The following is a 26,213-nucleotide window of genomic DNA, read 5'->3' on the forward strand; positions in this document are numbered from 1 at the left end:
AAAAACTAGAATCCATTTATGGCGCATTATTTCAAAATATTCAAACCTTATGGCATGTTGAGTCAATTTATATATAACCAAAAGCAGCGAAAAAATAAACGTTTGCTAGGAGAGTTGGGGGAATTTCCTGAAGGAACAATGTCTGTTGGTAGATTAGATGAAGATTCTGAAGGATTGTTGTTTTTGACCACTGATGGAAAATTCAGTTACAAAATTACATCTACAAATGTTGACAAAGAGTACTGGGTTCAAGTGGATGGTATTATATCTGAAAAAGATGTTGAAAAGTTATCAGATGGTATTGAAATAAGTATCTATGGAAAACCTTACCAAACATTGCCTTGTGAAGTCAGATTAATGTCGCCTCCACAAAACTTACCTGAACGAGCCAAAAGAATTAGAAGTGAAGCACATGGGCCGACTTCTTGGATTTCCATCGTTCTAAATGAAGGAAAATATCGACAAGTTCGTAAAATGACTGCTAAAATTGGATTTCCAACTTTACGTTTAATTCGTTATCGAATTGGAGATGAAACTATTGAAGGAATGGATTCTGAAGAAATACAAAACATTAGTTTTTAGTTAATTAAGTAGTTTTATCTAAAGTCATTAATTATATTTTTCATTTTAAAAAAATCATTAAAAATAAACCTCAATTCTCTAAGTTTAATGTGAAATAAATTCTATTCACAAAATGAAATCCTAAACTTTATAGCTTTCAAAAAAACCTTACATTTGCGCTTTTAAAATTGAAGAATAAAACTTATGAAAGCAGGAATTGTAGGCCTACCAAATGTGGGGAAATCCACATTATTTAACTCGTTATCCAATGCCAAAGCACAAAGTGCGAATTTCCCATTTTGTACTATAGAACCAAACATAGGCGTAGTAAATGTGCCCGATCCGAGATTACAAAAGTTAGAATCTCTGGTTAATCCAGAACGCGTTGTTCCTGCAACAGTTGAAATTGTTGATATTGCAGGATTGGTCAAAGGGGCAAGCAAGGGCGAAGGTTTAGGAAACCAATTCTTGGGAAATATCCGCGAAACCGATGCAATTTTGCATGTTCTGCGTTGTTTTGATGACGATAACGTTGTTCATGTTGATGGTAGTATCGATCCGATTCGTGATAAGGAAACTATAGATATTGAATTGCAACTTAAAGATTTAGAAGCTGTTGACAAGAAAATTGAAAAAACTAAACGCGCCGCAAAAACTGGCAATAAAGAAGCACAACGTGAACTTGGTGTTTTAGAAAAATTAAAATCAGGTTTAGAAAGCGGTACATCGGTTAGAGCCCTTGAAATTCCTGAAGAAGACCGTGAAGATATTGTAAAACCAATGCAATTTATCACAGATAAACCCGTCATGTATGTTTGCAATGTGGACGAAGCTTCAGCTGTTGAAGGTAACGCCCATGTAGAACGTGTCAAAGAAGCTGTGAAAGACGAAGATGCAGAAGTTATTGTTTTAGCCGTTGGCATTGAAGCTGACATTGCTGAACTTGATGATTATGAAGAACGTCAGATGTTTTTGGAAGATATTGGCTTATCCGAAGCAGGTGTGGCAAAAATGATTCGTTCTGCTTACAAATTATTGAATCAACAAACTTATTTTACGGCCGGAGTGAAGGAAGTACGAGCTTGGACTGTAAAAGTTGGTGCTACAGCACCACAAGCAGCGGGCGTAATTCATACTGATTTTGAACGTGGATTTATCCGTGCTGAAGTTATCAAATACGATGACTTTGTCAGTTACGGTAGTGAAGCTAAAGTTCGAGATGCTGGAAAACTTAATGTTGAAGGCAAAGAATACATTGTTAAAGACGGAGATGTTATGAATTTTAGATTTAACGTTTAAATACAGTTTCCAACAAATATAAAAAGCCTCAGTTTCTAATTTAAACTGGGGCTTTTTTAGCCTTATAAAAGTTTATCTTTGCCGAAATATTATTTTTTATGCCAGTTCATTTCTCCGATTTAGGAATCAATATACAATTTCAAAAAAGCTTATCTGAATTACAAATTTCTGCACCGACAGAAGTTCAAGAAAAAACCATTCCCATTATACTAAATCAAAAGGAAGATTTAGTGGTTTTATCAAAAACCGGAAGTGGAAAAACAGCAGCCTTTGGCTTGCCATTATTACAATTGATAGATTCTGAAAATACTAACATACAAACGCTTATTTTAGCACCTACTCGAGAATTAGCGCAGCAGATTTATCATAATCTTTCGTCATTTGCTCATAATCAAAATCAGATTAAAATAGTTGGACTATATGGCGGAACACCAGTTAAACCACAAATAGAAGCTTTATCAAACACCACTCATATGGTCGTGGCGACTCCAGGACGTTTACTCGATTTGATGAAACGCGATGCAATCGACCTTAAAAACTTGCAGTATTTAGTGTTAGACGAAGCCGACGAGATGCTCAGTGCTTTAAAAGAAGAAGTCAATCAAATTATTTCTGTGATTCCACAATCAAGGCGAACTCTATTATTCACGGCGACTATGCCAGGAACACTTAAGCAATTGGTTCAGAATTACATGTCAAAAGATGTCATTCAGATTGAAGTTGATACAGAAACTCTTGGTCATCAAGATATTGATCATCAATATGTGGTTGTTGAACCCATCGAAAAGTTAGAAGTATTACTTCATTTTTTGAATTCGAAATCTGGTGAACGTGGTATTATTTTCTGTAAAACTAAAGCTGCCGTCAATAAATTAGCCAAAAAATTAGCGATTAACAGGTTTTCATCGGGGGCAATTCATGGAAGTCTCACACAAAAAATACGCGATCGCATTATGGAGCAATTTCGCGCTGGACAAATCGATATTTTAGTGGCAACTGATTTAGCTGCACGTGGCATTGATGTCAAGGAACTATCTTTCGTAATCAACTATCATTTACCAGACACTTTTGAAGCCTATGTCCATCGTAGTGGTCGAACCGCAAGAGCAGGAGCAAAGGGACTTTCTTTAAGTATTTTGCAAACCGATGAAGTTCAAAAGATTCCAGAATTTGAAGCTGCGCTAGGAATCAATTTTTCTAAATTAGCTAAAGCAGATGCTCAAAGCATAGAAGAAAATAATGCGCTACTCTGGGCAAAGAAAATATTTAAAACTAAACCTAATAGAGAGGTTTCAGAAGAATTTAAAGGGAAAATCAAAACGATTTTTCACCATTTGACAAAAGAAGAACTTTTAGACAAAGTTTTAGCTGATTATCTAGCTCAATCAAAATCAGATTTAAAATCATCAGGAAGTTCAAAAAAGAATTAATTATTATGGCAAACCACATAAAATCACAACAGGATATTCTGAATAAGTTAAAAATTCAAGCTTTAAATCCGATGCAGGAAGAAGCGATTCCTATAATTGAAAATTCTACCAATACCATTATTTTATCACCCACAGGAACGGGAAAAACATTGGCTTTTTCATTACCACTCCTAAAAGCTTTAGATCCTGAATCTTCCGAGGTACAAGCTCTTATTTTAGTTCCGTCAAGAGAATTGGCTATTCAAATTGAACAAGTCTTACGTTCAATGGGTTCAGGACACAAAATCAATGCTGTCTATGGTGGGAGAGCTATGGCTAAGGATAAAATAGAACTAAAGCATAATCCAGCCATTTTAATAGGAACGCCAGGCCGAATTCTCGATCACTTTACCAGCGAGCGTTTTTCTAAAACAGATATTCAAACCCTTGTTTTAGATGAATTTGATAAGTCTTTAGAAGTTGGTTTTGAAGAAGAAATGAAAGCTATTATTTCGCAATTACCTAATTTAAATAAACGTGTTTTAACTTCTGCAACACAAGGCGTTAAGATTCCTGGTTTTGTACATTTAGATCAACCTAAGACAATCAATTATTTAAACGTTAAAACACCTTCTAAATTAAGTATTAAAATAGTGGTTTCACCTACTGAAAATAAGTTGAAAACATTACTGAATTTAGTTCAGCATATTGGCTCAGAACCCGGTATTGTGTTTTGCAATTTACGTGAAAGTATTGCTGAAGTCAGTGCATATTTGACGCGTCATAAAATCAGTCATGCTTGTTTTTCTGGTGAGATGGAACAAAAAGATCGGGAACGGGCATTAATCAAATTTAGAAATGGTACATGCCAACTACTAATTGCTACAGATTTGGCTGCACGTGGAATTGATATTCCTGAAATGAAATTCATCATTCACTATGAACTTCCTCGACACGAAGAAGAATTTATTCATCGAAATGGCAGAACAGCAAGAGTGAGCGAAAAGGGAACTGCTTATATTTTGAAATGGGAGCGCGAGACTTTACCAGAATTCATTAAAGATGTGAAAGGGATAGATGTTTCTCAAAAAGCTCCAAAAAAATCCCAATATTGGGAAACTCTTTTTGTTTCAGGTGGTAGAAAAGACAAAATTTCTAAAGGTGACATTGCCGGTTTGTTTTTTAAACAAGGTGTATTAAATAAGGACCAACTCGGTTTAATTGAACTTAAACCTGATTGTGCATTTGTCGCTGTTCCGTTAGATCTTGCGGACGAATTAGTCGAAAAATTAAGTGAATCCCGTTTGAAGAAGAAAAAAGTTCGAATTAGAGTTTTAGATAGTTAAAACTAATTTCAAAAGAAATGAGAATAGCATTTTTAAAATAACGATGTAGATTTTTTCTAATGATGAAAAAATTTGAATTCTAATTTTTCCCCCTAACATCGGTTCTAAAACTTCCCATACATTTTGAGCAACGATTTCATGTCCTTCTGCTGTAGGATGAATGCCATCGCTTTGATTGAGTGATTCAATGCCACCTACATCTTTCAAAATGAATGGTATAAAGGCTAGATCATTAGTTTTTGCGAGTTCTTGATAGAGCTGTTTGAATTCTGATGTATAAGTTTCACCCATATTTGGCGGTAATTGCATGCCAGCTAAAATTATTTTTGTTCCTGGACTTTGTTTCTGAACACTGTTTATGATTGCTTGAAGATTGCGCTTTGTTTCAGATAAATCTACGCCACGCAATCCATCATTTGCCCCAAGTTCTAATAGAAAAATATCAATATCTTGTTTCAAAATCCAGTCAATTCTACGCTTGCCGCCAGCGGTAGTTTCACCACTCACTCCAGAATTAATAACTTCATAATTCAGACCCAAACTGTCAATTTTTTCTTGCAAAATTGCAGGATAAGCTTGGTCAGGGTCATCAAGACCGTAACCGGCAGTAATACTGTCTCCAAAACACAAGATAACTTTTGACTCTTTAGATTTTGATTTGCTTTCGTTTACACTTTGGGTATTTTCAGTTTGTGTTTCAACCGTTTCATCTTTCGAGTTGTCAGTGACTTCTTTATTTTGATTGCCATTACAACTTAGAATCAGGAATAGAGGAATTAAATAATAAAACTTTATGATTTTCTGAACAAATGAAATTACTGTGTTTGAAAGCAATTGTTTATTTTGGAATTTAGACATAAGTAGTCAATTAAATTAAACATGATATGCCAAAGATATTGAAGATTGCTGGGTTAACAAAGACTTATTCTAGCGGTCGCAAAGAATTAACGGTTTTACAAGACATTTCTTTTGAAGTTGAAAAAGGTCAAAGCTTTTCAATTGTAGGTCCTTCTGGAAGTGGAAAAACAACTTTATTAGGTTTATGTGCAGGTTTGGACAATCCAGATTCTGGTCAAGTCGAATTGTGCGGTCAAGACTTAAATGCTTTAAATGAAGATGAACGCGCTCAACTTCGAAATAAAGAAGTGGGATTTATTTTTCAGAATTTTCAACTCTTACCGACATTAACGGCGCTTGAAAATGTGAGTGTCCCTTTAGAACTTCAAGGTTCAAAAAACGCCACTAAAAAAAGTATGGCTTTATTGGAGAAAGTGGGATTGGCTAAGCGTTCGGATCATTATCCTTCACAACTTTCAGGTGGAGAACAGCAACGTGTAGCTTTAGCAAGAGCTTTTGCCAACGCGCCATCTATTTTATTTGCCGATGAGCCAACAGGAAATTTAGACGAAGAAACGGGAGAAAAAGTGATTAAATTATTGTTCGATTTAAATCAAGAAGCCGGAACAACTTTGGTTATTATTTCTCATGATTTAGACCTCGCCAATCGAACTCAACAAATTTTGCGCCTGAAAGGAGGTCAAGTCTTAACCAACGAACGTATAAAAGTCTAATAAGTATATTTCCATTACCATGAATTATAAAACCAAATGGCTTTTTAAAATGGCCTGGCGTGATGCCAAAGCAAGCCGAGTACGTTTGTTACTATTCATGTCTTCAATTATTTTAGGGATTGCCGCTGTGGTTTCCATTCAGTTGTTTAGTAGTAATTTAACTGACAACATTCAGCGACAATCTAAAGCCTTGATGGGAGCAGATTACATTATAGATAGCCGACAAACTTTGACAGATCGCGCTCAAGCCATTGTCGATTCTTTACAGCCTGATGCCTCTGAGGTGAACTTTGTATCGATGGTTGCATTTCCTAAAAATAACGGCACGAAATTGGTCAAAGTGCGCGGGATAAAAGGTTCATTTCCCTTTTATGGTAAAATTGATACACAACCGACTTCAGCAGCAGATAATTACCAAGAATCTGGAGGCGCTTTGGTTGACGCTACTTTATTGCTTCAATTCAATATTCAGCCTGGCGATTCTATCAAAATCGGTGAACTTACTTTACCTATAGCAGGAGCATTAAAAGCTATTCCTGGAACTACTGCTATTTCTTCTTCAGTGGCACCACCAGTTATTATTCCTGAACGATTGGTAAAAGAAACCGAACTCTTGCAATTTGGAAGCCGTAAAGAATATCAGTTCTTTTTTAAGGCTTCAGATACTTTAGATTTGAAACGATTTGAAGAAAAGATTGATCCAATGTTAGACGCTGAAGATGCTGATCTAGATACACATACGAGTACAAGTCAGCGATTAGGACAACGCTATGAAAATGTTGGTCGGTTCTTATATTTGGCAGCTTTTATTGCATTGCTTTTAGGCTGTATTGGAATTTCTAGTTCTGTTCACATTTATATCAAAGAGAAACTAAAATCTATAGCTGTACTGAAATGTATGGGTGCTTCCAGAACACAAAGCTTTCTTATTTTTCTTATTCAAATTGCTGGTATTGGTATTGCTGGTGGTTTTATTGGTTCGTTAATTGGTATTGGATTACAAGGATTATTTCCTTATATATTACAAAGCTTTTTACCTTTCGATATTGAATTCAGCATTTCTCCACAACCTATATTTATTGGCTTGTTTTTGGGTCTTTTTATGTCAATTTTATTTGCTTTACTGCCATTATTAAGCACTTGGTATGTTTCACCTTTGGAAGTTTTGCGTGTAAATGAACAAGCGAAACAAGGTCCAAAGAAAATGCGATTTATTGTGTTTTTCGCTATTATATTATTTCTATTCTTGTTTTCCTTTTGGATGCTTGAAGATGCAATTTACGCATTAGGTTTTGTTGGCTCAACTCTAATAACTTTTAGCATTTTAGCAGGTATTGCTAAGGGAAGTATGAAACTCATTAAAACTTACTTTCCAAAATCTTGGGGTTTTACCACACGACAAAGTCTTTTGAATTTATTCAGACCCAATAACCAAACCCTGGTATTAGTTGTATCTATTGGTCTGGGTACTTTTTTAATTAGTACTTTGTATTTTACCAAAGATATTTTGCTGGCAAAAACTCAAGTCGAACAATCTTCTGAAGATGCCAATATCATTATCCTAGATGTTCAAAGCGATCAGCGTGAAGCCTTGAAACAGAATTTGATCAATCGAGACTTGCCTATCATTAGCAGTATTCCGCTAGTAACCATGCGAATGCATAAAATTAAAGATCGATTGGTAAAGGACATCGAGCAAGATTCGACTGCCCAAATAAACGGTTGGATTTTGAATCCTGAATTCAGAACCACCTATCGAGACACGCTAATTGATTCTGAATCTATTATTAAAGGCGAATGGATTCCTGAACTCCAATCTGAAGATTCAATTAAAATATCTATTTCTGAAAATATTGCTGAAGATGCCAAAGTTGATGTTGGTGACACTATTGTGTTTAATGTACAAGGTGTCTTGATGGAAACCACAATCGGAAGCATCCGTAAAGTGGATTGGGGACAAATACAACTCAATTTTAGTATTGTGTTTCCAAAAGGCGTTTTGGAAGATGCACCTCAGTTTAATGTGGTCACGACAGCTGTTCCTGATGAAGCAACTTCAGCTGAATTACAACAAAGTTTGGTTTCTGAATTTCCTAATGTTTCAATAATCGATTTGCGTCAGGTTTACACTATATTGGAAGATATTTTAAGCAAGATTTCATGGGTGATTAACTTTATGGCATTTTTCAGCATTTTGACTGGAATTATTGTTTTAATTGGATCAGTTCGGACTAGTAAATACCAACGCATCAAAGAAAGTGTGTTACTTAGAACTTTAGGTGCAACGAACAAGCAAATCTTAAAAATTTCAGCTTTGGAATATGTGTTTTTAGGACTGCTAGGGAGTTTTGTTGGGATTCTATTGGCGATAATAAGTAGTTTAGCTTTGGCTGTTTTCGTTTTTAAAGAACCTTTTGTACCATCATTGATTCCGTTTATCGTATTTCTGCCTGGCATTACACTTTTGGTTTTGGGCATTGGTTTAAGCAACATTCAACGGGTGCTGAGTAGTTCGCCTTTAGAAGTTCTTCGTAGAGAAGGCTAGTGGTGTAAAATTTCAGCCCTGATATAAATTTAATTTTGTCAATAAATAAGAAATAATGGCTCAATCTAAAGAACAGACTTCAAATTTTGCTTCTCTGCGTTTTATTCCACGTTTTTTAAGTCGAGTTTATCAAACACATTCAGGGTTATTTATTGGAAACGTTCTCCTAAGATTGCTGAAATCCTTGATTCCGATTGCCTTATTATGGGTTGGTAAAGAAATTATTGATGAAGTGATTTTACAAGTTGACCTTGAGCCTTCAGATTTGACGCGTTTATATTGGTTGATTGGAATTGAGTTATTATTGGCGATTTTGAGTGATGTTTTTAACCGTTTGATTGCTTTGACTGATGGCTTATTGGGCGATTTATATTCAAATGCCTCTTCAATTGAATTAATTCAAAAAACGGCAAAAGTCGAATTGGCTAGCTTAGAAGATTCTGAATTTTACGATAAATTAGAACGTGCACGACAACAAACAACCAGTCGAGTGTCACTCATGTCGAATGTACTGGCACAAATTCAAGATATCATCACAATTATATCTTTGATTTCAGGATTGATATATTTTTATCCGATTCTTATTTTGCTTTTGGTGATTTCTATTATTCCTTCGTTTATCAATGAATTAAAATACAGTCAATCCAGCTATTCACTTCAAAAAAGTTGGACGCCAGAACGCAGAGAACTCGACTATATGCGAATGATTGGTGCTAGTGATGTAACAGCTAAAGAAATAAAATTATTTGGCTTGGCCGATTTTATCAGTAATACTTTTAAGCGAATATCAGACAAATACTATAAAGCCAACAAAAAGCTGTCAATTAAAAAAAGCCTATGGGGCGGCATATTTCATGTTTTAGGCGATTTAGCCTATTATGGCGCTTATATTTTTATTGTTCTCAAAGCAGTTGCTGGTTTTGTAACAATAGGAGATTTAACATTTTTAGCAGGATCTTTCAGTCAATTGCGAAATCAACTGCAAACCGTATTTTCTCGCTTTTCGAATATCACCCAAAGTGCGATGTATTTGCAGGATTATTTCGAATTTATAGACATGGACTTTAGTGATGATCATCCTGAACAGTACCGTGAAGCGCCAACAGAATTTAAAGATCGCATTACTTTCGAAAAAGTAAGTTTCAGCTATCCGCAATCTGAAAAAGAAGTTTTATCGAACTTAAGTTTCGAATTGAAAAAAGGGGAGAAACTTGCCTTAGTTGGCGAAAATGGTGCCGGTAAAACCACTTTAATCAAGCTTTTATTACGATTATACGAACCAACTTCTGGTCAAATTTTAATGGATGGCGTACCAATTCGCGAGTACCGAAAAGAAGATTATCAAAAAATGCTGGGCGCAATTTTTCAAGATTTTGTTAAGTATTATCTCACCGCTAAAATTAATATTGCTGTTGGCAATATCGACGAAGAACAAAATACCGACAAGATTAAAGGTGCTGCAGTGCAAAGTTTGGCTAATGATGTGATTGAAAGTTTGCCGATGGGTTACGAGCAAGGCTTAGGACGACGTTTTAAAAAAGGAGCAGAGTTGTCTGGTGGACAATGGCAGAAAATTGCTTTGGCTAGGGCTTATATGTCAGACGCACCTATTATTATTTTAGATGAACCAACTTCAGCTTTGGACGCGCGAGCAGAATCTGAAGTTTTTCAGCGTTTTATTGGTTTAACGAAAGACCGCACAAGTATAATTATTTCACACCGATTTTCAACAGTCAGAATGGCTGATCGAATTTTGGTATTACAACAGGGTGAAATTTTAGAACTCGGTACTCATGAAGAACTTTTGGCAAAACCAAAACTCTATGCAGAACTTTTTGAACTGCAAGCTGAAGGTTATCGTTCATAAATCTCTCGCCAATATTTTTTATCAATTTCATAAATTAGCTCTGCCAGATATCATTAAAACTAAAATAGAGTAGGAGGTTTGAAAAAAATTCCAATATCATAAACTTTAAATAACTGGTTTTAAGTTATTTGAATAATTTAATTTGAAGTCATTGAATCACATATATTAAATGATAAAAAAAGAATTCCTATAACATTTTAGTCTACTTTTGCCGCTTGAAAAATTTTGTACATGAAGCGTATTAACGAATACAAAAAACTCTTTGGGGTAGAGTCTAATATTGAATTGAAACCGCTAAAGAAATCATACCGTAATCTTGTGAAAGAATGGCATCCTGATAAATTTCAAGACGGTGACGCATTAAAATCTGAAGCTGAAATCAAAAGCCGTAAAATTATCGATGGTTATCATTTTTTGGTAAGCATTGCCCCGGAAACAATTGAAGCCAATGCTTCAAAATACGCTGAAAGTGTCAACACTGGCATTGCAGATTTTCAACACAAAGGCATGTTGTTGGAAATTACCTTTATGGATGGTGCGACTTATGAATATTTTGGAGTCACCAAACAAGTTTACATCAAAATGATCAACGCCAACAAACTGAACCGTTTTGCCAAGCGGTCGATCTTTCCAAATTATACCTATCGCATGAGTAAACGCGAGCAATAGCGTTTTTGAGAAATTATAAATTACTTGAATCCAGCTTTAAATATTCATTTTTTATAGTGGCATTTACTCGTTCAGCATAAGCATTATCTTGAGCTACCACACCCCATACTTAGTTTTATACCAGCATCTTTAAGCATACTTGGTATGCATTAATATTGTATTGAGAGTCTCGATCTGTATGCAATTTTAAATAGTTCGTATTCGATATCGAAAAGTGAAAATATTGAAAAAATATGACAATTGTCTTTTAAATCCAGACAAAATGCGTAAATTTGTGGTGTAATTTTTAAGATATGGATACCGATAAATCAAAACGAGGAGAAATAGCCTATCAAATCCTGTTTCCAGATGAAAACCAATCTGTCGAAAGTCAGCATGAATCTGTGGATCAAGTTTCAGATGTTGATGTCATTTATTCATCCAGAATACTCGATGACGATAGTAGTTTTATAAAACTCATAAACGCCACAAGACGGGGTTTGCCTTTTAAAAGTTTAAGCAAAGCGCTAGTTGTTATGCCATTTTCTATCCAAGAATGGGCGGATATTCTTCATATATCTACACGATCTATCGATAGGTTGAAAAAAGAACGGAAAAAACTAAATAGCTCCCAGTCTGAAAAACTCATTGAAATCACCTTACTTTACGATTATGGTGTAGATGTGTTCGGATCTTCAGAGAAATTTTCCAAATGGTTGAACAGAAACAACATCGTTTTAGGCGGTGTTGAGCCGAAAACCCTTTTAGACACAAATCAGGGCATCCAAGCCGTAAAATCTGAGTTGTCCAAAATAGAATATGGAGTTTTGGCCTAATGAAAATTTATAGACTGTCAAGACGGAAATACGCCAAAGATCTTTCAGGTACTGGAGCTAGACTCAATGGTGGGCGATGGAATTCTAGAGGCAATGAAGCTTTGTACACGGCGGAACACATTTCTTTAGCTAAACTTGAAGTTGCTGTTCATTTGAATTTAGATTTGATTCCAGATGATTATTGTTTAGTTGAAATTGAATTGCCAGACGATTCCAAAATCAAAACCTTGAAAGTCTCAGAGCTTCCCAAACATTGGGATTGTATTCCTTATGCGAAAGCTACACAATTGATTGGTGACAGCTTTTTGAGTGAGACTCAATTTCTGGCTTTAAAAGTACCGTCGGCTATCGTTCATCAAGAACATAATATTATTCTAAATCCAAATCATCCTGATTATAACACAATCCAAATTTCAAATATTGAAGCGTTTCAGTTTGATAGTCGGTTGTTTGGTTAGAACTTAAAGCTAACGGTTTTCAACTGATTGAACTATCTAGAATCTGCTGCGACTATAAACTATTAATAGTATATTATTTATAACCTCGGTGATAAAAAACTTAATCTTAAATAATACTTTTGTTACATAATTTATATTATGTAAAATAGAATAAAAAAACTTCAAGCATTTATCATAATTGAAATAACTCACTATTTAATCTCTTCTTCTATTGCCTCAGCACGACCGCCATAATTTATGCCTAACCTGTGCGAACTGTTGACGAAAATATCAGTTTTGAGATTTGGGAAGATTTTTATACTAACCTGAAAACTTTCTGTGCCGTTACTTATTGAAAACTCAATGTTATAAAAATTTTTCTTCTCATTTTTTTCAATAACCAAATCCTTAGGTTCACCTTCAAATGTTATTGATTGGTCAGAATTGTAACCGCCACCAGATTGTCTTTCGCCATAATATGGCAAATCAGCTGAGACGCTATCTCCTTCAAATTTTAAATAATTTGCATTTCCAATCAAATCAATTCTACTCACGCTGCTGCCATTTCCCAACAATCCGCTTTGTGCAATATAGTTCATACTAGTTGTTGATGAAGGTCTTGCCCAATTAGATTCAATTTCAAAAGACTTGCTTTCGACCAAGTTGGTCAACTTTTGCATATTTTCTTCAGATCCTTGCTGTTTTGAAGCCGCGCATCCACAAACGAATATACTGATGAGTACAATATAGAATTGTTTTGAAATTATATGTTTAAAAAAGTAAATCATACCACTAATATACTAAAAATCAGTAACATTTATTAATGATGTATAAAACTAACGAACATTGATAATGCCATCTTTTATTCTAGAAATTACGGCTTGTGCAGCAGATTCACCATTCAACATGGCTGCATTCAAAGACCCATTAGCCAAATGATCGCCCGCTAAAAAGATTTGATCTTTCAGTTGAGTTTCAGATTTTGGCAACATATAGTTTACGCTTGGCATTATTGGCAAAGCTTTTTTGATGTGATAATATTTTAGAAAATCTATACTTTCAATATTTGCATATGATTTCAGGTCGTCAACAACTTTTTCTTTAAGTTGTTCTAAAGTCAAATGGTGTTGTTTTACAATACTAACTGACAAAATATGAGAAGTTTCATCAAGTTTTGAAACGTAATAAAAATTGTTGACCAAAGATTTTTCATCTGAAATTAAACCAATCATAGGTTCTTTGAAATTGCGATTCTTCACTTTCAAATAAAAGTTTTCAACGGATTTCCAATCAACGCTTTGGTTTTTCAAATTTGAAATTAAACCGCTAGCATCCGTTGCGATAATGATATAATCAAAAGTTTTTGTAGTTTCATTTTCAAAAGTAATCACTTGATCTTTAATGTTTTTCACGTGTGAATTAAAGTGAAACTTCGTGTGTTTCAATTTTGCTGCTAATTGATTTGGAATGGCTTGAATCCCTTTTTTTGGAATTGCCGCACTACCTTCACCAAACATTTTATAAACAAATTCAAATTTTCTTGAAGAGGTTTTTAATTCACTTTCCAAGAAGATTCCACTGAAAAAAGGAAGAAAAAATTTATGGATTATTTCATCTGAAAATCCAAAATCTCTTAAATATTGAAAGCTTGTTTGTTCTTTGGCTAGAAAAATATCATCAAAAGATTTCTTTTTCAATAAATTGTTCAGTTTCAAAATTTTCATTTTATCTGAAAAACTGCCTATTTTTGAAAAAATCGTAGGAATCAATAAACTCAATTGTCTTGTTGGGTCGCCGATTTTATCAGCCTTTCCCCCATTATAAATCACAGCACCGGGATAAAACTTCTCCAATTCCAACAAATCGTAATCCAAGTATTTTTGAGTAGCCGGATAACTTGTCAACATGACCTGAAAGCCGTGATCGTAGGAATTTCCATCTCTATAATCTGTTTTGACGCGCCCACCTACTCTATCGGTTGCTTCAAATATTTCAGGTGAAAATCCTGCTTGCTCCAAATTGATGGCAGCGACCAATCCACTTAAACCTGCACCGACAATCGCTATTCTTTCATTTCTCATTAAAAATTATATTTTGGCTACAATTTCATTAAAAACTTTTGAAATAAATATGAAAATATTGCTAAAAGTTTCCAATCAGCTTTATAAATTCATATTTTAGAGAAAAATTTAATTTAATTATGAACGACAAAGATATGGGAGTTATCGCGAAAAGTGAAAATGAATTGAAACTATATTACCACCCAGACAATAGAATTGCTAAGCAAAGTATCGCTGTCGCAGAAGCGACAAATGCTGAAAAACATCTAGTCAACTTGGCTGAAGTGAAGTTAACAGAAACACAATGGGCAGAGCTAGCAAACATGCTGGATATGAAGCCGACAGAGCTTTTCAATACAGAACATGATTTGGTAAAAGATAAGTTAAGCGATTCTCCTGAAATGGATGAAAACGAGGCTTTGAAAGTCCTGACACACAATCCTGAAGTCTTGATGCATTGCATTGCTTTGCGTGGTAACAAAGCTATTTTGGTGAAATCCATCAACGATATAATGAAATTGCAGGAAATGGATTCTAAAGATGCACCTTTACCTTAAATCTCTTAAAAATGATTACATAAAAAAATCGCTCCATAACAGAGCGATTTTTTTATGCCCAAAATTTTCTGAATTATAATTTCTCTTTAAAGTCATTGATAATTCCACCTTTGATTAATATTTGAATTTGGCGATCACTCAAAGTATGTTTGGTTTCAATTTCAATCTTTTTGTCGTTGTCTTTGTGAATAATAACTTTAATATTATCACCCGTTTTCACAGATTCTACAACATCTTTTAATTCAATTTCGTCACCTTGTTCGATTTTATCGTAATCAGATTCATTAACAAATTCTAAAGGCAGAATACCAAAATTCACTAAATTCTGCCAAGCAATTCTTGCGTAATTTTTTGCAATAACAGCCACCTGACCTAAATATTTTGGAGCCAAAGCTGCATGTTCGCGACTTGAACCCTGGGCGTAATTTTCAGCAGCAACCACAACATGTCCTCCATGAGAATCTTTAGCTTTCATTGCGCGATCATAAAAAGATTCATCGATAACTGTGTAAGAGTATTTGCTAATTTCAGGTAAATTACTTCTGTATGGCAAGACTTCAGCACCTGCTTTTAGGATTTCATCTGTAGAAACGTTGTCACCCATTTTCAATAATACGGGCACGCGATATTCACTTTGAAGTTTAGGAATATGGGGCAAGGTTTTGATATTAGGTCCTTTTTCTAATTCAATATCTTTGTTGTTGTCTATTGGAGCAACCAACATATCGGTATTGATGATTTCGTAAGTTGGATATTCAAACTTCGGATATTTCATATCATAAAGTTCTTCAAGATCTCTTGGATCGGTGATTTTTCCTGTCAAGGCAGAAGCTGCAGCGGTTTCAGGACTACATAAATGCACTTGATCGTCCTTAGTTCCACTTCTGTCTGGAAAATTCCTAGGCATCGTTCTTAAACTGATTGTTCCACTCGCTGGCGCTTGACCCATTCCTATACAACCCATGCAACCCGATTGGTGAAATCTAGCACCAGATTTTATGAGGTTTCCAAAAGTTTTGTTATCAATCATGTTTTGCATAATTTGTCTTGACGTTGGGTTGATATCGAAACTTACTTCTGGACTCACGCTTTTATCTTTAACGATAGCACTTGCTACCCAAAAATCTCGTAATCCAGGATTTGCCGAAGAGCCAATGACGACTTGACTGATTTCTTTACCTGCAACTTCAGAAACAGGAACAACATTTCCAGGACTTGTCGGTAAAGCAATCAGCGGCACTAAATCATCTAATACTATTTCATCATGCAACTCATATTCGCAACCTTCATCCGCTAACAATTCTGTCCAATCCTCTTCTCTGTCTTGAGATTTCAAAAAACGTCTAGTTTCTTCATCACTAGGAAAAACAGTAGTTGTGGCACCAAGTTCTGCACCCATATTGGCAATCACATGGCGATCCATGGCACTGAGTTCTTTGAGTCCATCACCGTAATATTCAATTATTTTTCCAACGCCACCTTTCACATCATGTCGTCTCAACATTTCTAAAACCACATCCTTGGCACTTACCCAATCTGGCATTTTTCCAGTAAGTTTTACACCCATGACTTGTGGCATTTTTACAAAATATGGCTGTCCGGCAATAGCGGCAGCAACGTCTAAACCGCCAGTTCCAATGGCTAACATTCCTAAAGATCCAGCCGCACAGGAATGTGAGTCTGAACCGACTAATGTTTTGCCAGGTTTTCCAAATCTTTCCATGTGAACCGGGTGACTCACGCCATTTCCTGGACGACTGAACCACAATCCAAAGCGTTGTGCGGCTGACTTAAGAAATTTGTGATCGTCAGCATTTTTGAAGTCAGTTTGTAAGAGATTGTGGTCTACATATTGAACCGCAACTTCTGTTTTAGCACGATCTAAACCCATGGCTTCCAACTCCAATTGAACTAAAGTTCCTGTGGCATCTTGCAATAAGGCTTGGTCTATTTTAAGGCCAATTTCTTCTCCGGGCTTCATTTCTCCCTCGATTAAATGGCTTTTTATCAGTTTCTGTGTGACGTTTAGTTTGCTCATAATTATTTATTTTAACGTAAATTATTAAAATGAAATCGCGAATCAAATGTTTTTAACTATTATTTAAATTCACTAACAAACCTGCGCCTGAGTTTGAGCGTTTATTAAAAATAATTACTTTTGACGAAAATAAATATATGGAAGTCCTTGATTTCAGTCAAAAGAATTCAATTTTGAATCAATTTATGAGACAATTGCGTGATGTCAATATTCAAAATGATAGGATGAAATTCAGAAGAAATATCGAAAGAATTGGTGAAATTTTAAGCTATGAACTCAGTAAATCAATGAATTATAAAGCTGAATCTTTCAATTCTCCTCTATCAGAAATGCAAAGTCCCCAACTTCAAAATGAAATTGTTGTCTGTTCGATTTTACGCGCTGGATTGCCACTGCACAATGGCATTTTAAATTATTTTGATGATGCAGATAATGCTTTTATTTCCGCATACCGAAAATTGAAACCAAACGGAATTGATTTCAATATAGAAGTTGAATATTTTTCCTCACCCAGTTTAGAAGGTAAGACTTTGATTTTAGCAGATCCAATGTTGGCCACAGGGAATTCTATGGTGAGTGTTTATGATGCTTTATTAAAACACGGTCAACCAAAAGACATACATATTGTTTCTGTCATTGGTGCCAAAGCTGGCGTAGAATTATTGGTAGATCATTTTCCGAAATCTACAAAATTATGGATTGCTGCCATAGATGAAAAATTAAATGAGAAAGGTTATATTGTACCCGGATTGGGCGATGCCGGAGATTTAGCTTATGGTTCAAAATTATAAAAATTAAAATTCAATACATTAAATATTAAACAATGAGAAATTACACATTATTAGGTCTTGCTTTGGTTTTTACATTTTCATCTTGTGTGTCCAAGAAGAAACTTACAGAAGAAGAAAACAAGAATAAAGCTTTACAAGAAGAAGTCGCTGAGTTGAGAAGCGAAAAAGATAATTGTCAAGAAAACGTCGCTGAAATTGAAGACGAAATGGAATCTTATGATTCTAAAATTGCTAAACTTCAGGGCGATAATGACCGCAAAATTGATTTAACAGAAAATGGTGGTGTTATTTCTGGAAAAACCAGAAAAAACATCAAAGATATTTTTAAAAATATTCCTGAAAATCAAAGAAATCAGGCCAAAACTCTAGAAGATTCTATCAATTTGGCTGTTGCTCACAACATTAAAGCGAATTTAGCTGAACAGTTTGAAGGTGAAAATGCTTATGAAAATATCGATGTTAAAGTCGATAAATCCATTGTTTTGATATCATTGACAGATAAAATTTTATTCAAAAGTGGCAGTTACTGGGTAGATAGTAAATCGCATAAACTTATTGAAAAAATTGCTAATGTCATCAATTCAGAACCAAACATAGAAGTTAGAGTTGAAGGACATACAGACAACAAAGCTATTGTTGAAGGTTCATTTTTGGAAGATAACTGGGATTTGAGTGTAAGACGTGCTGCTTCTGTAGTAAGAACTTTAGAAAATAAATTTGGTGTGAATGGTGATAGAATGATTGCATCAGGGAGAAGTGAATTCAGCCCTGTAGCCGACAATTCTACTGCTGAAGGAAGACAATTAAATAGAAGAACTACAATTCTTTTGTTGCCAGATGTTAAAAAATATATGGAAATCCTAGACAGATAGAATTTTCAAATCAAAATTTTAAGCGCATAAAATCAGTTTTTATGCGCTTTTTTTATGTTGAATTTTGAGCAACAAAAAACCATGAACATTTAATTAGTTCATGGTTGAATATTTTAAAAACAAAATCTATTTAGCTAAACAAATTTAGCAATCAATTCTTCTAAATTCACTGCATTTTGCTCGCCAGTTTTCATGTTTTTTAGATTGTAAACTTCAGCATTCATTTCATTACCGCCTGCCAAAACAACATACGGAATGTTGCGTTTATCGGCATAAGTCATTTGTTTTTTCATTTTGGCAGCGTCAGGATATAATTCTGCAGCAATGTTCTTTGCTCTCAAGGCGCGAACAGCTTTCATCGCATACATGGCTTCAGTTTCACCAAAATTAATAAAAATCACTTTGGTATTTTCGGTAATAGTTTCTGGGAACAAATCGAGTTCTTCCAAAACCAAATAAATCCTGTCTAAACCAAATGAAATGCCAACTCCGCTCATATTTTTAAGGCCGAAAATTCCGGTCAAATCATCATATCGTCCGCCACCGCCAATAGAACCCATGTTGACGTTTTCAGGTGCTGAAATTTCAAAAATCGCGCCAGTGTAATAATTCAACCCACGTGCTAAAGTGACATCTAAATCCAATTTAGCGGTTTGAAGCGGCATGGCATCGATGGCATTTTGAAGAAATTTTAGTTCTTTGATGCCTTTTTGTCCAACTTCAGAATTGGATAATAAAGATTCTAACAAAGTTATTTTTTCAGAAAAATCACCTTTAAAATTAAAAATCGGTTGAATATTTTCAATAGCATTTTCAGAAATACCTTTGTCCAGCATTTCTTTTTTCACGCCCTCCTCGCCTATTTTGTCAAGTTTATCCAAAGCAACGGTAAAATCGATGAGTTTATCGCTTTCGCCAATCACTTCTGCCAATCCTGATAAGATTTTACGATTATTGAGTTTGATGTGGACACCTTCTAATTTCAAATTTGAAAACACGGCATCATAAAGTTGAATAAATTCAACTTCTTGCCACAAACTATCGCTGCCAATCACGTCGGCATCGCATTGTGTAAATTCCCTAAAACGTCCTTTTTGAGGTCGATCTGCTCTGTAAACATTTTGAATTTGGTAGCGTTTGAACGGAAAATCAATTTCATTTTGATGCTGAACCACATATCTGGCAAATGGTACGGTGAGATCATATTTTAAGGCTTTTTCAGAAATTTTTGGTGCAAACTTCAAACTGTCTTTTGTTGAAAACGTGTTTTCGCCTACTTTTTTCAAAAAATCCCCACTATTCAAAATTTTAAAAATCAAACGGTCACCTTCATCGCCGTATTTTCCCATTAAGGTGTCGGAGTTTTCAAAAGTTGGGGTTTCAATAGGTTGAAAACCAAATTTTTGGAAATTCTCCTGAATGGTTTTGATGATATAATTTCGCTTGCTGACTTCTGCTGGAGAAAAATCGCGCGTTCCTTTTGGTATAGATGCTTTGCTTGCCATGATTTATGATTCTGATAAAAATGCTAAAATAAACTACTTTTCAACCATTTGATTGAAATATTTATAAAGTTCACCTTTTGTGATATGTGCACCTTGTTTCATCAGTGCGAAAATATCTTTATTGCGGTCATCGCTCAATGCTTTGGAAGACGTATAGATTTCAACATCTTCATTTAGCAAGTTGTCACGCAACCATTGAAAACCTTCTTTGGTATTGATATCCACAGCTTCATTGTTGATTCTTATGCCAATCAAATTGATAGCGTTGTCGGTAAATTCAAATAGGAAAAGTTGTTGCGGAGAAAAATGTTCTAGATAATTCACTTTATTCAAAACACCTTCCCAAACCAAATCGCTAAATACGTCAAGTTCGTCTTCAGCTACTTTGGGTTTATTGCGTTTGATGTTTTCCCATTCGTCTTTAGTAATGGATTGAGATGCCAAAAAATTGGTGAATTCTTTGTGCATTTCTTTGAGTTGTTCTTGTGTAAGTCTCTCGTATTTCATAGATACAAAAATAAAAAAGACCGATAGTTTTTGCTATCGATCTTAATTTATAAATTTAATTTCTTTAAGTTGAAATCAAATGAAGTAATATTTAGTTTTCTCCAACTACTTCAAAAGTAAAATCTACAATCACATCTCTGTGGAATCTCAACTTAGCTTCATACTGACCAAGTCTTTTAATATTTCCACCAAGAATAGTAATGTATTTTTTGTCGATATCTACTTCGTGTTTAGCCAAAGCATCTTTCAAATCAGCAGCAGTAATACTTCCGAAAAGTTTATCACCAGCACCAGTTTTAGAAGTAATTTTCAAATCAACTTCTTTAACTTTTTCTGCTAATTGCTTAGCTTCATCAACTACTTTTTGTTCTTTATAAGCGCGTTGCTTAAGGTTTTCTGCCAATACTTTTTTTGCAGAAGGCGTTGCCAATACTGCAAAACCTTGCGGGATTAAAAAATTACGACCGTAACCGTTTTTCACAGATACAAGGTCATCGGCAAAACCTAGATTGTCAACGTCTTTCTTTAGTATAATTTCCATGTTTTTTGCCTTTTATTTTAATAAATCTCCAATGTATGGCATCAAAGCTAAGTGACGAGAACGCTTAATAGCTTGAGATACTTTTCTTTGGTATTTCAAAGATGTTCCTGTCAATCGTCTTGGTAAAATTTTACCTTGTTCGTTAACAAACTCCATCAAGAAATCCGCATTTTTGTAATCAACATATTTGATACCGGCTCTTTTGAAACGGCAAAAACGCTTTTTACTTTTAGTTTCAATGTCTAATGGCGTTAAATATCTAATTTCGCCATCATTTTTTCCTTTCGATTGTTCTTCAATTGTAGCCATAATTAAGCGCTTTTTTTCATTCGTTTAACTCTCTCTTTAGCCCAATCGACTGCAAATTTGTCTAGTTTGACGGTTAAATAACGCATCATGCGCTCGTCTCTTCTAAACATAACTTCTAAAGGATCGATTGTTGTGCCATCGACTTTGTACTCAAATAAGTGGTAAAATCCACTTTTCTTGTGTTGAATTGGGTAAGCTAATTTTTTCAGCCCCCAATCTTCTTTGTTCACCATCTCTGCACCTTTAGAAACAAGAAAATCTTCGTATTTCTTTACTGTTTCCTTTATCTGATCTTCAGATAAAACGGGATTCAAGATGAAAACAGTTTCATAATGATTCATAATTATACATTTAATTTTAATGCCTGCAAAAGTACAATATATTTTGAATACCACAAAGCCTGTTATTGTTTTAATTTCACAATTTAGGGAACTCTACTTTTCTCTTGAATTAAGTCTTCAAAAGGCTTTATATTTACAAAAAAATATAATTATGAATAAATATATAGATCATACATTGCTGAAAGCCGACGCAACTTTGCCTCAGATTCACAATTTATGTGAAGAAGCTTTGGCACACAAATTTGCTACAGTTTGCATAAATTCTTCCTACGTAGAAGCTGCTGCTGAAATCCTTAAAGACAGTGATGTTGATGTTTGTACGGTTGTTGGTTTTCCGCTTGGCGCCTGCCTGACAGAAGCGAAAGTTGAAGAAGCTAAAAGCGCTATTGACAAAGGAGCAAGTGAAATTGATATGGTAATTAACCAAGGATTTATGAAAAGTCATAAATTTGCGGAAGTTGAAAATGATATTCGAGCGGTTAAAAACGCCATTGGTGACAAAATACTAAAAGTCATACTTGAAATTTGTAACCTTACTGATGAAGAAATTGCGAAAGCTTGTCAACTTTCTGAAAGTGCTGGCGCAGATTTTGTAAAAACTTCTACTGGTTTTGGTAGTTATGGTGCTACAGAAGACGCGGTTAAAATTATGAGAAAAAACGTTTCTGACAGAGTAAAAATAAAAGCCTCGGGCGGTATTAAAGATTATAAAACTGCCAAAAGATATATTGATTTGGGTGTTTCTAGAATCGGTGCTTCTTCAGGAATTGCCATTTTAGAAGGCGGAACTTCGAATTCAGACTATTAAAAATTTAAAATTTATGAGTGTACATATAGAAGCTAAAAAAGGTGATATTGCCGAAACTATACTTTTACCTGGCGATCCGCTAAGGGCAAAATGGATTGCTGAAACTTACTTAGAAAACCCTGTTTGTTACAATAATGTTCGTGGAATGCTCGGTTATACTGGTCATTATAACGGTAAAAGAATCTCTGTCCAAGGCACAGGAATGGGAATTCCATCTATAAGTATTTACGCCCACGAACTTATTAACGAATATGGTGTGAAAAATTTGATTCGTGTGGGAAGCGCTGGCGCAATGCACGAATCTTTAAACATGCGCGATGTTGTAATTGCTATGGCAGCGTCTTCAAATTCTTCCATTAACAGAAATCGTTTTGATGGTGGGGATTTTGCGCCAACTGCAAGTTATGATTTATTTAGCAAAGCAGTTAACACGGCAGCACAACAAGATATTTCTATTAAAGCAGGAAATGTTTTGTCTTCAGACTTATTTTATACTGATGATCCTGAAGATTACAAAAAATGGGCAGCATTTGGCGTTTTATGTGTAGAAATGGAAGCCGCAGGATTATACACGATTGCCGCTCAACATCAAGTCAATGCCTTGGCAATTTTAACCATTTCAGATTCTTTGGTTACTGGAGAACGTACAAGTGCTGAAGAGCGAGAAACGACTTTTGATAATATGATTAAAATTGCATTAGAGCTTGCCGAAGATTGATACAAAAACTGAAATATTAAAGCAATTTCAAGGATTTCTGAATACCAATTCGATAATTGATCAGATGCCGAATTCAGAAATCCTTGCTTTTGACCCCGCTTCAAAAATCGATTTTGATTCTGATGAATTCCCGTTTGAAGATATCCTGAAACATAAGTTTGTAGGAAAACGCGCAGAACATTTTCTCTATTATTATTTTTTAAAAAGCAATCATTTTGAAATCATTTCTTTCAGTCTGCAAGTGATTTTGAATAAGCAAACTTTTGGTGAGTTTGACTTTATTGTAAAAGATTTACGGTCAGATGAAATTCTTCACATAGAATTGGTCAACAAGATTTATTTATTTGATGAAAATCTTCACGAAGACATTGATTATTGCTGGATTGGCCCAAATAGAAAAGACCGATTTTTGGATAAAATCAACAAACTAGAACAGCACCAATTTCCATTATTGTATCGACAAGAAACTGAAAGTTTTCTTGAAGATTTGAATTTAAAAACTATAAATATTTCACAGAAAATATGTTATAAAGCAATTTTGTTCATTCCTGAAAATTGCAAATTTCGATTTTTCAGAACAAATTTGAATTGTTTGTCAGGCTATTATTATCGGTTTGATGAGATTTTGAACAAAAAATGGCAAAAACATCAATTTTATATTCCTGAAAAATTGAATTGGTTTATTGATGAAACTCAACACAATGATTGGGAAAATTTTAATTCAGTTTTAATCAAAATCGAAAAATTGCTCGCCAACAAACAATCACCGATGGTCTTTAGAAAAAACGAATCTGGTGAAGTTTTTAAACTATTTGTAACTTGGTGGTAGCTACAAATACCTGGATTCAATAATATTCATATGGTGTTTTTCGTGACCATTCAAAATGAACGGAATAACCCGCACTGAAAAATAGCCACCACTCGCCTGCCCTTTATTTTTCAATGTTTCATCTGAAAAACTTTCATACATAGAAATATTTGATAAGCGAAGATTCCTGTATTCTTCAATCATACTTTTCAAACTTCTATCGTTAGCGTTACAGTTTTCGGCATATTCGTTTTCATCGAAACCAGATAATTCACTAAAATCATTTCTTGCAAAACGCAATGCTCTGTAACTAAAAATTCTTTCAGTGTCAATCAAGTGTTGAAAGATTTGTTTTGGCGTCCATTTTTCAGGTCGATAACGATGCATTAATTTTTCCTCAGGTAGCTTTTCATAAAAATGTATAAGAGAAAAATAACTTTCTAATACTGAATTTAAACTTGTGCCTTCCGATACCAATTTGAGATAAGTATCATAGTAAGACTTGTATTCGTCGGAATGGATATCGGACTTTTTCAATATGTTATTCATATTAATCCACACGTTTTACGTATTGTCCATCTCGTCTCTGTTTTTCTTCACGTAACAAAGCAAGTTCACGACCTGTTTGTCCTTGAACGGAAGAGTTTTCTTGCGCACGACGAATTAAATAAGGAACAACATCTTTTATTGGTCCAAATGGCACCAACTTAATCGCATTAGAGTTTATTCTTCCAATATTATAACTAATATGGTCACTCATTCCATAAAGTTGACCAAACCAAATTCTATCGTCACTCAATGCAATTTCTTTTTGGCTCATCAACTGTAAAGCCATGTAAGTACTGACTTCATTATGAGTTCCTATAAATTGAGAAATATCTTCAATATTATCGATACAATAGCACATAATCGCGTTGAAATTAACGTCTGTTGCTTCTTTATCTTCGCAAATAGGTGTCGAATAGCCTTTGCGTTTTGCTCTGGCATTTTCTTTTTCCATATAAGCGCCACGAACAGTTTTGAAACCTAACTTAAAACCTTTTTCGGCTGCTCTTTCGTGAATCTCTTTCACATAAGACAATCTATCCCAACGATAGCATTGCAAAGTGTTATAAATAATAGCTTTTTCCTTATTGAATTTGCTCATCATTTCTTCACACAAATCGTCTGCAGCATCTTGCATCCAAGATTCTTCAGCATCAATCAGTAGTTTGGTGTCATGGTCGTAAGCCGCTTGACAAACCTTTTCAAATCTTGCCTTAACATTCTTCCACTCTTTTTCTTCGGTTGGTGAAAGCGGTTCGTTGGCAGTAACTTTTTCCCAGATTTCAAAACGACCTAAACCCGTAGGTTTTGCAACTGCAAAAGGTAATTCTTTCGATTTTGAAGCATATCGTATAATTTCAATTTTAGTATTTGCTGCTTTATCGAATTCTTCCTCGGTTTCTTTACCTTCAACTGAATAGTCCAAAACGCTATGCACATTTTTAGAATACATTTTTTTGACTAAGGGCATGCAGTCGTCTTGAGAGACACCACCACAAAATTGTTCGAAAATTGTAGCTTTTATAATCCCGTCAATTGGAAGTTTTAACTTTAAAGCTGCTTTGGTTCCAAAGGTTGAAATTGGAACAAAAAAAGGAATGTTCATTAAAGAAAAAATAAATAATGAACGTTTTAAGTCTTTATCGGATTTTAATACAAACGCATGTTTTGTATTATTAAAAATCTTAGTATCAATCATATTTTATTTTAAAAAATTATATTCAAATATACCTATTGAAGTCTTATTTTCGTGCTTAGTATAATGCTATTTTTATAATCTTAACAAAGCTTTTT

27 protein-coding genes are annotated in these 26,213 nt (G+C 34.6%); 16 read left to right on the forward strand and 11 right to left on the reverse strand.

The features are described from left to right. Positions 1 to 18 precede the first annotated feature (18 nt). The 4 genes from EIG86_RS11155 to EIG86_RS11170 all read left to right on the forward strand — a co-directional run bounded on the left by EIG86_RS11155 (position 19) and on the right by EIG86_RS11170 (position 4,615). Positions 19 to 582 (forward strand): pseudouridine synthase, encoded by a 564-nt coding sequence (locus tag EIG86_RS11155; RefSeq protein ID WP_127846256.1) that lies wholly within the window; start codon positions 19 to 21, stop codon positions 580 to 582. A gap of 183 nt (positions 583 to 765) precedes the next feature. Next, a complete protein-coding gene (gene ychF / locus EIG86_RS11160) occupies positions 766 to 1,860 on the forward strand; it encodes a redox-regulated ATPase YchF (protein WP_127846257.1) in 1,095 nt (364 codons plus the stop codon). Between the two features lie 98 nt (positions 1,861 to 1,958). After that, entirely contained in the window at positions 1,959 to 3,290 is a 1,332-nt protein-coding gene (locus EIG86_RS11165; RefSeq protein WP_127846258.1) for a DEAD/DEAH box helicase, read from the forward strand. 5 nt (positions 3,291 to 3,295) lie between these two features. Further along, entirely contained in the window at positions 3,296 to 4,615 is a 1,320-nt protein-coding gene (locus EIG86_RS11170; RefSeq protein ID WP_127846259.1) for a DEAD/DEAH box helicase, read from the forward strand. On the opposite strand, the gene EIG86_RS11175 is transcribed toward EIG86_RS11170, so the two are convergent. Continuing rightward, the gene (locus EIG86_RS11175; RefSeq protein WP_127846260.1) at positions 4,604 to 5,473 is read right to left on the reverse strand and encodes an arylesterase; all 870 of its coding nucleotides are present in this window, start codon (positions 5,471 to 5,473) and stop codon (positions 4,604 to 4,606) included. The genes EIG86_RS11170 and EIG86_RS11175 overlap by 12 nt on opposite strands. A gap of 26 nt (positions 5,474 to 5,499) precedes the next feature. On the opposite strand from EIG86_RS11175, the gene EIG86_RS11180 reads away from it, so the two are divergent. The 6 genes from EIG86_RS11180 to EIG86_RS11205 all read left to right on the forward strand — a co-directional run bounded on the left by EIG86_RS11180 (position 5,500) and on the right by EIG86_RS11205 (position 12,540). Beyond that, positions 5,500 to 6,186 carry an ABC transporter ATP-binding protein gene (locus EIG86_RS11180; RefSeq protein WP_127846261.1) on the forward strand — a complete coding sequence of 229 codons (687 nt, stop codon included), beginning with the start codon at positions 5,500 to 5,502 and terminating at the stop codon, positions 6,184 to 6,186. A gap of 49 nt (positions 6,187 to 6,235) precedes the next feature. Further along, positions 6,236 to 8,731: an ABC transporter permease gene (locus EIG86_RS11185; RefSeq protein ID WP_127846262.1), complete on the forward strand. Its 2,496-nt coding sequence runs from the start codon at positions 6,236 to 6,238 to the stop codon at positions 8,729 to 8,731. A 55-nt stretch (positions 8,732 to 8,786) separates the two neighbouring features. Then, positions 8,787 to 10,598 (forward strand): ABC transporter ATP-binding protein, encoded by a 1,812-nt coding sequence (locus EIG86_RS11190; RefSeq protein WP_127846263.1) that lies wholly within the window; start codon positions 8,787 to 8,789, stop codon positions 10,596 to 10,598. Positions 10,599 to 10,829: 231 nt separating this feature from the next. Continuing rightward, positions 10,830 to 11,267: a KTSC domain-containing protein gene (locus EIG86_RS11195; RefSeq protein ID WP_127846264.1), complete on the forward strand. Its 438-nt coding sequence runs from the start codon at positions 10,830 to 10,832 to the stop codon at positions 11,265 to 11,267. 293 nt (positions 11,268 to 11,560) lie between these two features. Continuing rightward, positions 11,561 to 12,082 (forward strand): type II RES/Xre toxin-antitoxin system antitoxin, encoded by a 522-nt coding sequence (gene parS, locus EIG86_RS11200; protein ID WP_127846265.1) that lies wholly within the window; start codon positions 11,561 to 11,563, stop codon positions 12,080 to 12,082. Beyond that, entirely contained in the window at positions 12,082 to 12,540 is a 459-nt protein-coding gene (locus EIG86_RS11205; protein ID WP_127846266.1) for an RES family NAD+ phosphorylase, read from the forward strand. The genes parS and EIG86_RS11205 overlap by 1 nt, the downstream gene beginning before the upstream one ends. Before the next feature lie 191 nt (positions 12,541 to 12,731). Here EIG86_RS11205 and EIG86_RS11210 read toward each other — a convergent pair whose 3' ends face one another. Together EIG86_RS11210 and EIG86_RS11215 are read right to left on the reverse strand one after the other, a co-directional pair. Continuing rightward, the gene (locus EIG86_RS11210) at positions 12,732 to 13,199 is read right to left on the reverse strand and encodes a DUF4251 domain-containing protein (RefSeq protein WP_157983135.1); all 468 of its coding nucleotides are present in this window, start codon (positions 13,197 to 13,199) and stop codon (positions 12,732 to 12,734) included. Positions 13,200 to 13,355: 156 nt separating this feature from the next. Beyond that, positions 13,356 to 14,600: an NAD(P)/FAD-dependent oxidoreductase gene (locus EIG86_RS11215; RefSeq protein WP_127846268.1), complete on the reverse strand. Its 1,245-nt coding sequence runs from the start codon at positions 14,598 to 14,600 to the stop codon at positions 13,356 to 13,358. Positions 14,601 to 14,719: 119 nt separating this feature from the next. On the opposite strand from EIG86_RS11215, the gene EIG86_RS11220 reads away from it, so the two are divergent. After that, on the forward strand, positions 14,720 to 15,136 hold the full coding sequence (locus tag EIG86_RS11220; RefSeq protein ID WP_127846269.1) for an arsenate reductase family protein: 417 nt from the start codon (positions 14,720 to 14,722) through the stop codon (positions 15,134 to 15,136). Between the two features lie 73 nt (positions 15,137 to 15,209). Here EIG86_RS11220 and EIG86_RS11225 read toward each other — a convergent pair whose 3' ends face one another. Beyond that, positions 15,210 to 17,174: an aconitate hydratase gene (locus tag EIG86_RS11225; RefSeq protein ID WP_127846270.1), complete on the reverse strand. Its 1,965-nt coding sequence runs from the start codon at positions 17,172 to 17,174 to the stop codon at positions 15,210 to 15,212. A 137-nt stretch (positions 17,175 to 17,311) separates the two neighbouring features. On the opposite strand from EIG86_RS11225, the gene upp reads away from it, so the two are divergent. Continuing rightward, the gene (gene upp / locus EIG86_RS11230) at positions 17,312 to 17,965 is read left to right on the forward strand and encodes a uracil phosphoribosyltransferase (protein ID WP_127846271.1); all 654 of its coding nucleotides are present in this window, start codon (positions 17,312 to 17,314) and stop codon (positions 17,963 to 17,965) included. Positions 17,966 to 17,997: 32 nt separating this feature from the next. Further along, positions 17,998 to 18,837, forward strand: a complete 840-nt coding sequence (locus EIG86_RS11235; protein ID WP_127846272.1) for an OmpA family protein — start codon at positions 17,998 to 18,000, stop codon at positions 18,835 to 18,837. Between the two features lie 134 nt (positions 18,838 to 18,971). Here the strand turns inward: EIG86_RS11235 and hisS are convergent, their stop codons facing one another. The 5 genes from hisS to rpsF form a co-directional block, all read right to left on the reverse strand. Then, positions 18,972 to 20,342 carry a histidine--tRNA ligase gene (hisS, locus tag EIG86_RS11240; RefSeq protein WP_127846273.1) on the reverse strand — a complete coding sequence of 457 codons (1,371 nt, stop codon included), beginning with the start codon at positions 20,340 to 20,342 and terminating at the stop codon, positions 18,972 to 18,974. Positions 20,343 to 20,375: 33 nt separating this feature from the next. Further along, the gene (locus EIG86_RS11245; RefSeq protein WP_127846274.1) at positions 20,376 to 20,849 is read right to left on the reverse strand and encodes a DUF6495 family protein; all 474 of its coding nucleotides are present in this window, start codon (positions 20,847 to 20,849) and stop codon (positions 20,376 to 20,378) included. 91 nt (positions 20,850 to 20,940) lie between these two features. Beyond that, the gene (gene rplI, locus EIG86_RS11250) at positions 20,941 to 21,390 is read right to left on the reverse strand and encodes a 50S ribosomal protein L9 (RefSeq protein WP_127846275.1); all 450 of its coding nucleotides are present in this window, start codon (positions 21,388 to 21,390) and stop codon (positions 20,941 to 20,943) included. 12 nt (positions 21,391 to 21,402) lie between these two features. Beyond that, positions 21,403 to 21,699, reverse strand: coding sequence for a 30S ribosomal protein S18 (rpsR, locus tag EIG86_RS11255; protein ID WP_127846276.1), 297 nt, complete (start codon positions 21,697 to 21,699; stop codon positions 21,403 to 21,405). 2 nt (positions 21,700 to 21,701) lie between these two features. Then, positions 21,702 to 22,040, reverse strand: coding sequence for a 30S ribosomal protein S6 (gene rpsF, locus EIG86_RS11260; RefSeq protein WP_127846277.1), 339 nt, complete (start codon positions 22,038 to 22,040; stop codon positions 21,702 to 21,704). Positions 22,041 to 22,191: 151 nt separating this feature from the next. Between rpsF and deoC the strand changes: the two genes are divergently transcribed. From deoC to EIG86_RS11275, 3 genes are read left to right on the forward strand one after another with little or no spacing between them, the layout of a single operon-like run. Then, positions 22,192 to 22,848 (forward strand): deoxyribose-phosphate aldolase, encoded by a 657-nt coding sequence (gene deoC / locus EIG86_RS11265; protein ID WP_192901732.1) that lies wholly within the window; start codon positions 22,192 to 22,194, stop codon positions 22,846 to 22,848. A gap of 13 nt (positions 22,849 to 22,861) precedes the next feature. Next, entirely contained in the window at positions 22,862 to 23,566 is a 705-nt protein-coding gene (gene deoD, locus EIG86_RS11270; protein ID WP_127846278.1) for a purine-nucleoside phosphorylase, read from the forward strand. Beyond that, positions 23,553 to 24,395, forward strand: coding sequence for a DUF1853 family protein (locus tag EIG86_RS11275; RefSeq protein WP_127846279.1), 843 nt, complete (start codon positions 23,553 to 23,555; stop codon positions 24,393 to 24,395). Before deoD ends, EIG86_RS11275 begins: the two co-directional genes overlap by 14 nt. On the opposite strand, the gene EIG86_RS11280 is transcribed toward EIG86_RS11275, so the two are convergent. Both EIG86_RS11280 and EIG86_RS11285 read right to left on the reverse strand, forming a co-directional pair. After that, positions 24,396 to 24,923 carry a DinB family protein gene (locus tag EIG86_RS11280; protein WP_127846280.1) on the reverse strand — a complete coding sequence of 176 codons (528 nt, stop codon included), beginning with the start codon at positions 24,921 to 24,923 and terminating at the stop codon, positions 24,396 to 24,398. A 1-nt stretch (position 24,924) separates the two neighbouring features. Then, on the reverse strand, positions 24,925 to 26,118 hold the full coding sequence (locus tag EIG86_RS11285) for a proline dehydrogenase family protein (protein ID WP_127846281.1): 1,194 nt from the start codon (positions 26,116 to 26,118) through the stop codon (positions 24,925 to 24,927). Between the last annotated feature and the right edge of the window lie 95 nt (positions 26,119 to 26,213).

The organism is Psychroflexus aestuariivivens (assembly GCF_004010055.1).
Lineage (GTDB): Bacteria > Bacteroidota > Bacteroidia > Flavobacteriales > Flavobacteriaceae > Psychroflexus > Psychroflexus aestuariivivens.

Bases quoted from the DNA above. Each gene is read 5' to 3' on its own strand.
- EIG86_RS11155 (WP_127846256.1), top strand. From the start codon at position 19: ATGGCGCATTATTTCAAAATATTCAAACCTTATGGCATGTTGAGTCAA.
- ychF (WP_127846257.1), top strand. From the start codon at position 766: ATGAAAGCAGGAATTGTAGGCCTACCAAATGTGGGGAAATCCACATTA.
- EIG86_RS11165 (WP_127846258.1), top strand. From the start codon at position 1,959: ATGCCAGTTCATTTCTCCGATTTAGGAATCAATATACAATTTCAAAAA.
- EIG86_RS11170 (WP_127846259.1), top strand. From the start codon at position 3,296: ATGGCAAACCACATAAAATCACAACAGGATATTCTGAATAAGTTAAAA.
- EIG86_RS11175 (WP_127846260.1), bottom strand. From the start codon at position 5,473: ATGTCTAAATTCCAAAATAAACAATTGCTTTCAAACACAGTAATTTCA.
- EIG86_RS11180 (WP_127846261.1), top strand. From the start codon at position 5,500: ATGCCAAAGATATTGAAGATTGCTGGGTTAACAAAGACTTATTCTAGC.
- EIG86_RS11185 (WP_127846262.1), top strand. From the start codon at position 6,236: ATGGCCTGGCGTGATGCCAAAGCAAGCCGAGTACGTTTGTTACTATTC.
- EIG86_RS11190 (WP_127846263.1), top strand. From the start codon at position 8,787: ATGGCTCAATCTAAAGAACAGACTTCAAATTTTGCTTCTCTGCGTTTT.
- EIG86_RS11195 (WP_127846264.1), top strand. From the start codon at position 10,830: ATGAAGCGTATTAACGAATACAAAAAACTCTTTGGGGTAGAGTCTAAT.
- parS (WP_127846265.1), top strand. From the start codon at position 11,561: ATGGATACCGATAAATCAAAACGAGGAGAAATAGCCTATCAAATCCTG.
- EIG86_RS11205 (WP_127846266.1), top strand. From the start codon at position 12,082: ATGAAAATTTATAGACTGTCAAGACGGAAATACGCCAAAGATCTTTCA.
- EIG86_RS11210 (WP_157983135.1), bottom strand. From the start codon at position 13,199: ATGCAAAAGTTGACCAACTTGGTCGAAAGCAAGTCTTTTGAAATTGAA.
- EIG86_RS11215 (WP_127846268.1), bottom strand. From the start codon at position 14,600: ATGAGAAATGAAAGAATAGCGATTGTCGGTGCAGGTTTAAGTGGATTG.
- EIG86_RS11220 (WP_127846269.1), top strand. From the start codon at position 14,720: ATGAACGACAAAGATATGGGAGTTATCGCGAAAAGTGAAAATGAATTG.
- EIG86_RS11225 (WP_127846270.1), bottom strand. From the start codon at position 17,174: ATGAGCAAACTAAACGTCACACAGAAACTGATAAAAAGCCATTTAATC.
- upp (WP_127846271.1), top strand. From the start codon at position 17,312: ATGGAAGTCCTTGATTTCAGTCAAAAGAATTCAATTTTGAATCAATTT.
- EIG86_RS11235 (WP_127846272.1), top strand. From the start codon at position 17,998: ATGAGAAATTACACATTATTAGGTCTTGCTTTGGTTTTTACATTTTCA.
- hisS (WP_127846273.1), bottom strand. From the start codon at position 20,342: ATGGCAAGCAAAGCATCTATACCAAAAGGAACGCGCGATTTTTCTCCA.
- EIG86_RS11245 (WP_127846274.1), bottom strand. From the start codon at position 20,849: ATGAAATACGAGAGACTTACACAAGAACAACTCAAAGAAATGCACAAA.
- rplI (WP_127846275.1), bottom strand. From the start codon at position 21,390: ATGGAAATTATACTAAAGAAAGACGTTGACAATCTAGGTTTTGCCGAT.
- rpsR (WP_127846276.1), bottom strand. From the start codon at position 21,699: ATGGCTACAATTGAAGAACAATCGAAAGGAAAAAATGATGGCGAAATT.
- rpsF (WP_127846277.1), bottom strand. From the start codon at position 22,040: ATGAATCATTATGAAACTGTTTTCATCTTGAATCCCGTTTTATCTGAA.
- deoC (WP_192901732.1), top strand. From the start codon at position 22,192: ATGAATAAATATATAGATCATACATTGCTGAAAGCCGACGCAACTTTG.
- deoD (WP_127846278.1), top strand. From the start codon at position 22,862: ATGAGTGTACATATAGAAGCTAAAAAAGGTGATATTGCCGAAACTATA.
- EIG86_RS11280 (WP_127846280.1), bottom strand. From the start codon at position 24,923: ATGAATAACATATTGAAAAAGTCCGATATCCATTCCGACGAATACAAG.
- EIG86_RS11285 (WP_127846281.1), bottom strand. From the start codon at position 26,118: ATGATTGATACTAAGATTTTTAATAATACAAAACATGCGTTTGTATTA.